This window comes from Parendozoicomonas verongulae (assembly GCF_009711465.1).
In the GTDB taxonomy this organism is placed as follows: Bacteria; Pseudomonadota; Gammaproteobacteria; order Pseudomonadales; family Endozoicomonadaceae; genus Sansalvadorimonas; species Sansalvadorimonas verongulae.
This window is the reverse complement of the sequence record NZ_SMME01000721.1, coordinates 1-6,511: the sequence shown is the minus strand read 5'-3', so window position 1 is coordinate 6,511 and position 6,511 is coordinate 1. Positions and strand designations below refer to the sequence as shown.

General features: G+C 47.2%; 4 protein-coding genes. 2 read left to right on the top strand and 2 right to left on the bottom strand.

Annotated features, from left to right (window positions below; genetic code table 11):
* Positions 1-2,070: AMP-binding protein (locus E1189_RS03890; protein ID WP_196221173.1), on the bottom strand; the 2,070-nt coding region annotated here is incomplete at its 3' end.
* Positions 2,071-2,187: 117 nt separating this feature from the next.
* On the opposite strand from E1189_RS03890, the gene E1189_RS03885 reads away from it, so the two are divergent.
* Entirely contained in the window at positions 2,188-2,904 is a 717-nt protein-coding gene (locus tag E1189_RS03885; RefSeq protein ID WP_230460129.1) for a 4'-phosphopantetheinyl transferase family protein, read from the top strand.
* Positions 2,905-3,094: 190 nt separating this feature from the next.
* Positions 3,095-5,959: a UvrD-helicase domain-containing protein gene (locus tag E1189_RS25875; RefSeq protein ID WP_155158756.1), complete on the top strand. Its 2,865-nt coding sequence runs from the start codon at positions 3,095-3,097 to the stop codon at positions 5,957-5,959.
* A gap of 205 nt (positions 5,960-6,164) precedes the next feature.
* On the opposite strand, the gene E1189_RS03875 is transcribed toward E1189_RS25875, so the two are convergent.
* Positions 6,165-6,511: ankyrin repeat domain-containing protein (locus E1189_RS03875; RefSeq protein WP_155158755.1), on the bottom strand; the 347-nt coding region annotated here is incomplete at its 5' end.

Sequence of the window (6,511 nt, the reverse complement as noted above, 5' to 3'; positions counted from 1 at the left end):
GGCCTGCTGAATGGGGTTCAGGGGGAAGGGGGCAAGAGCGTGATCCGGATCCGGAGATGTCTGGGGAAGTGCCAGTGCCTCGTCGGTACTGGTCTGGTCAATATATCTTGCCAGAGATGCAATGGTTGGATACTGTTGCAATTCCGTGATAGTTATGCTTTTTTCGCTATCCAGACTGATTTCATGACACAACCGTATGGCTTTTAAGGAGTCGCCGCCTAAATAAAAAAAACTGTCATGGATAGTAATGGTTTCACCGGGTAAAACAGTTTGCCAGAGCTTGAATAGCCTGGCTTCTGTTGTTTGTGACGGTGCTTCCGAGGAGAGGTTGCGATTCAAGCGTAGTTGCCGCAGGCTGTTTATAATTTGCAGCTGGCCGTTTTGGTAGGCGGCTCTCATACTCCTGCGCTGGACTTTTCCGCTTGATGTTTTATGCAGTGTTCGTTTGGGTATAAGAACAATGTCGTGAAGCGCAATTTGGTGGCAGAGCCTGATATCTTCCTGAATCTGACGAATAAGTTCTCGCTGTTCCTGTTCAGTAATATTGCTTTTGGTTTCCTGAATGGCAACGCAAGCCTCACTCTGCTCAACGGTAATGCTGAAAACTGCCGTATTGTGGTAGTTCACGCCGTTATGGCAGGTAGCTGATACGGTTTCTTCTATGTCCTGGGGATAAATGTTCTGGCCATTGATGATTATCATGTCTTTAAGGCGGCCGGTAATAAAGATCTCTCCATCATTTATGAAACCGAGGTCACCTGTCTTTAACCAAGGTCCGCTGCCATCCTGAGTGATGCCATGAAATGTGTCTTCTGTCGCTTGTTCCTGGTGCCAGTAACCCTGGGCAGTAGCCGAACTTCTTACCCAGATTTCTCCTAACTGGTTTTCTGACTGCGAGGAAAGAGTATCGGGGGCTACGATGGCAACCTGGGTGTCTCCCACCGGATGGCCGCATCCCACAACAGGGTAATCCCACGCCTGAGGTGAGGGATGAACACGGATGAAATTGTTTTTGAGGCTTTCACTGCATAGGTTCAGCACTCTTAATGGCTGTCTGCTTGTACTTATTGAAACACAGAGGGTGACTTCGGCCATACCGTAGGCTGGGGTGAGGGCATTCCTGTTCAGGCCAAAAGGTGAAAGAAGCTCATTAAAGGTGTCAATGTGCTTTGGGTTCACTGGTTCGGCAGCAATAACAATTGCTTCAAGGCTGGATAGATCCATCTCCGGAAGGGGTTGTTTTTGAAGAAGGCTTATCAATAAATCAAGGGCGGTGGGTGTAATACTCGCGTATGTCCCCCGGTATTGATGGATGGCGTCCAGCCAGATACGCGGATCTTCCAGAAAATAATCTGTCGGTATGTGTGTGACTGTGGCGCCTATATACAGGGGCCATAAGCCTGAAGGAATCAATCCGAAATCATGGAACAGGGGGAGCCAGTTAACAAGCTGCTGCTGTGGACTACGCATTGTCGGGCGATAGTAGCCCTCAATATTGGCAACTATATTGGCATGGGTGAGGACGACGCCTTTCGGATTCCCGGTTGAACCTGATGTGTACTGGAGCAGGGCAAGATCGTTAGCTGTAGCCGATGAGGGGCTGACAGGAACGACCACCTGGCAAAAGTGATCGGTTGCAATAGTTTTTATGGTTTTTGATTCAGCACCCGATAGAGCTTCACTAAGGAGCTGCTGGTGCGATTTCAGGCACAGGCAGCCTCTTGAACAGGAATCTTTAACGATGTTGCGTAGCCGTTGCAACCGTCGATGTTCATGGCTTAACGGTATGGGGACGGGAATAATACCTGCGTGCATGCAACCAAGCAGGCTAAACCAGAACTCCATATCGGGCTGGAAAGCAATAAGCACAGTCTCACCAGACTGGAAGTGTTTTTGGATCTCGCTGGCATAGCAACAGATAGAGGTCTGGAGTTGGGAATAGGTGATAGTTCTTGGCGTTCTTTCATTTTTTTTGATGTACCGAAGTGCTATTTTTTCTGGCGTTGTACGTGCGTGGGACCAGATAAGATCGAGAACTGTTTCGACTTGAGATGGCTTATGAAATGTCATTTTTTACGGTACTCAAAAAGGGAGACTTCCACTTGGAAGCGCACTGTATAGACACTAATTATTTACAAGCGGCAGGAAGTGTAGCTGGTTCGAAATATGAGGTGCTTTTTTTTGATAATGACGGGTAATCTTACATCTTTTTATCTGCCGCTTTCCCTGCCTTCCGGAAGCGCTGGGCATGCGGTACGCTTTCAGTACAGCGAGGATGTTTTCCACCTTTTACGGCAGGAAACAAGGCAATATCCCGATGAATATCTTCATTTCTGTGTTTTGAAGCGAAAGATTGAGTTTTTGGCAGGAAGATACTGCACGAAGAACTGTCTGAAGGTGCTTGGATTCACTCAGGATATTATTGTACGTCCAGGTGAAGTGTGTGGTTCCTCCCCCTTATGGCCTCAAGGGCTTTGTGGTTCGATAAGTCACAGTGACGGAGTGGCCTGCTCCGTTGTTGCTGATATGAGGGGCTTACGGTCTATGGGGGTTGATATTGAGAGGATACCTGCAGAGTCCATAGTGAGTGAGTTGCGGGGATCTGTTTTAACAGCGCAAGATGTCCGGCTGGGTGAAGTTTATGCTGATATATTCCATCCCGATGAGTGGTTTGGTTTGGTGTTCAGCATCAAAGAAAGCCTCTATAAAGCGCTTAATCCGTTGATAAGAACATTTTTTGATTTTCATGACATAAGTCTGAAGTCTGTGGATGTAACAGCTCAAAGAATCGAGCTGGCATTCAATAAATCTATTTGCTGCTCCTATCCGGTCTGTCGACACTTTGCAGGATGTTATGCAATTTGTGATGACTTAATCTGGACGGGAGTTTTTATCACAGCATAAGTACCTGAGTCTTTACTTTCACATAGCCTGGTAGCGTCGCTTGTTTGAGGTCGGTTGTTTGAGGTCGCTTGACCTGAGCTTGCAACAGGTCCTTCCTGTTTTTTGACGAGAACTGCTTCGCGTTGCTGGCTGTAGCTTTGAGCATCTGGTATTTTTCCTGATAGTCAAAAATCAGCCTAATTGGATCTCTGTGAAAACTCTTTTGTATAGTGATCTGCAGCCCGAGAAAATAAAAGGTCTGCCCAAAATTCTGAAAGCACTGCAAGCTGGCAACTTTGATCAGGCGGATGTTCGTAAAATTGGCGATAACCTCTACCGTGCGCGCCTGAATCGAAGTGACAGGCTGTTGTTCAGTATGCACAGTTATAAGGATTCAACCTACTGCCTGATTCTTGAGCATGTGCCTAATCATGCTTATGAAAAATCCCGATTTCTTCGTCAGGGTGCTGAGTTGGATGAAGATAAAATTCCTGCTATCAGCGATCCGGAGGCCACGACTCCCGAACCGGCGGTTTACCTGAATAACGATAGCGAACGCTTTCATCTGCTGGATAAAATTATTTCCTTCGATGAAAAGCAGGATGAAATTTACCAAATGTCACCGCCTTTGGTGGTGATCGGCAGTGCAGGCAGCGGAAAAACAGCGTTGACGCTGGAGAAAATGAAGCAGGCAACAGGGGATGTGCTTTATATCAGTCTCTCCCCCTTCCTCGTTCAAAACGCTCGCAGCCTTTATTACGCTAACGGCTACGAGAATGAAAATCAGAATGTAGAATTCCTGTCCTTTCGAGAGTTTCTGGAGAGCCTGCGAGTCCCTGCGGGACAGGAAGTCAACCTGAAACTGTTTGAACGCTGGTTTCATCGCCACAAGAGCAAATTGCGAGACCCCCACAAAGTCTTCGAGGAGTTTCGTGGTGTGCTCACCAGTTCACCATCTCCCACAACAAAAGAAGGGTGGCTCACCCGGGAAGATTATTTACAGCTTGGGGTTAAGCAATCCATCTTTAACGATGAAGAGCGTCATGCCGTCTACGACCTGTTTGAACGCTACCTCAACTGGATGAGTGATGAAGGGTTGTACGACAGTAATATCGTCAGTTACCAGTATCAGGCTCTGGTGTCGCCAAAGTATGACTTTATTGTGGTTGATGAGGTGCAGGATATCACCAATGTTCAGTTGTATCTGATTCTGAAAACTTTGCACAAAGAGTCAGCAAAAACCGGGCAATTTCTGCTATGTGGTGACTCCAACCAGATCGTGCACCCGAACTTCTTCTCCTGGAGCAAGGTCAAATCGCTGTTCTTTAGTGAGCAGGAGCTGTCTGGTAGTGGGGAGATTATTCGGGTGTTGCAAACTAACTACCGCAACTCACCGGTGATCACCGCTATTGCTAACCGGATTCTCAAACTCAAACAAACCCGTTTTGGTTCTATAGATAAGGAGAGTAACTACCTCGTTCAGAGTATTGGCGGTCAGTCTGGCCAGCTTCAGGTGTTGAACGATTCTGACAAAATCAAAAAGGATCTTGATAGCAAAACGGCGCGCTCTACCCGTTTTGCTGTGCTGGTTATGCACCCGGATCAGAAAGCACTGGCCAGCCGCTGGTTTAAAACGCCTCTGGTGTTTTCCATTCAGGAAGCGAAAGGGCTGGAATACGACAATATCATTCTGTTCAATTTTATCTCGGATGAAGAGAAAGCATTTCGGGAAATTGCCACGGGAGTAGACCCTGCCCTGCTGGAGGGCGATACCCTCAACTATGCACGCAGCAAGGATAAGCGTGATAAATCCCTTGAGGTGTACAAGTTTTATATTAATGCCTTGTACGTGGCGATAACCCGTGCTGTCAGCAATCTGTATATCATCGAGAGCAACCTTAAGCATCCCTTGTTCCGGCTATTGGATTTAGAACGGTTTACCGGCGATTTGTCACTCGATCAGCAGGACTCCTCCCTGAAAGAGTGGCAGAAGGAAGCCCATAAACTGGAGCTGCAGGGCAAACAGGATCAGGCTGATGATATTCGCAACCGTATTCTGCAGCAGAAGCCAGTGCCCTGGCCGGTGTTCAACCGGGAGGCATTCGACACGCTTTGTGAAGAAGGGTTGTCTGGCAACAATAAGAAAAAGCGCATTCTGGCCCTGGAATATGCTGTGCTCTACCACCATCGCCCCACGCTCAATGCTCTTGCAAGTCAGAATGTAAAGGCAGCTTCTGCCGACGAGAGTAAAAACCTCAGTCAGCTATTTCGGAAACACTACATGCCTTATGAGCTGAAGAACTTTGGCAGCGTGTTGCGGGATACAGAGAAATACGGTATTGACCATCGTACGATTTTCAATCTTTCCCCACTTATGGTTGCGGTGAAAACCGGCAATACTGGTCTGGTAGAAGCCCTGCTGGAGCGGGGGGCTGCCACTGACCTTACAGGTTCCAATGGTCTCAATGCTTTGCAAATGGCCATGGAAATGGCTTTAAACAATCCGGCCTATGCTAACAAAAAATTACCCTCTATCTTTGAGTGCCTCCAGCCGGATAGTGTGGCAATACAGGCTGAAGGGCGTCTCATTAAGCTGGATAAAAAGCTGATGGGGCTGTTTGTTTTCAACCTGATGTGTGCCCAGTTTTATCGCACCCTTGGCGATATGCTATTTGCTCACCAGGGATTCAATGCTAAAGACCTGGCCGAAGCCGTGGCACACTTACCAGAAAGTGTACTGCCTCTGCGTCGTAAAAAGCAGAGCTATATTAGCAGTATACTGTCCGGTAACGAAGTTGAGCGAGACGCTCCCTACAACCGTAAACTGTTCAAGCGTATCAAACGCGGGCAGTACATCATCAACCCTAACTTGAAACTCCGGTTTACTGAAAAGCAAGAGGAAAAGTGGATAAACATCTACGAGCTTCTTCAGCTGGACGATCTGGATATAAGGTATACGCCTTCATCCGGGATGGATCAAAAGACCCGCAATGCCATGCAACAGTACTACCAACAGCGCTGGCGGGAGTATTTAAAAAGAGCGGTTGCAGAGATAAAGGGGATGCTGGAAAAGTGATGGGTTTGTTGTCGGTGGATGTAACATTCCTCTTTCTTTATCTGTGACTATTGCCTGTGGGTGAGTACCGGTTTTATGAATTTGTGGCTACCGGTACTCCCTTGAGTCAGGAGCAGGTCGATCAGCTTCTCAGTATTTCAACCAGGACTGATATCTCCTCTACCCGTTTCAGCATATGCGAAAGCAATGGTTCGGGTACTTATTTTTATTTGTGCTGCAAATGCAGAGCGGAAAACCTCTCTAACAAAGGCGTTTCTTCAGTAGGAAGGTGGGTTGCTACTGGTTTGTAATTCTTGGACTTGCGGGTTGCCTGCTTGAGTGCATTAATGATTGTTGTATAGCTGTCATACTTAGCAGGGTTTTTTCTTCTGAGAAATGGTCTACCTTCTTTTGCTGCGCTCAATGGGCTTGTGGTGAAAAACCAAAACCACCTCCATCCAATAAATGGATTAGCATCAGCATTCAACAAAATTTGAACCACCTCGACATGGCCATTCGCAACCGCTTGAAACAAAGGCGTCACACCATTCCATGTCTTATTCAGATCTGCTC

Coding starts and splice junctions, on each gene's coding strand:
- E1189_RS03885 (WP_230460129.1), top strand. CDS start 2,188: ATGACGGGTAATCTTACATCTTTTTATCTGCCGCTTTCCCTGCCTTCC.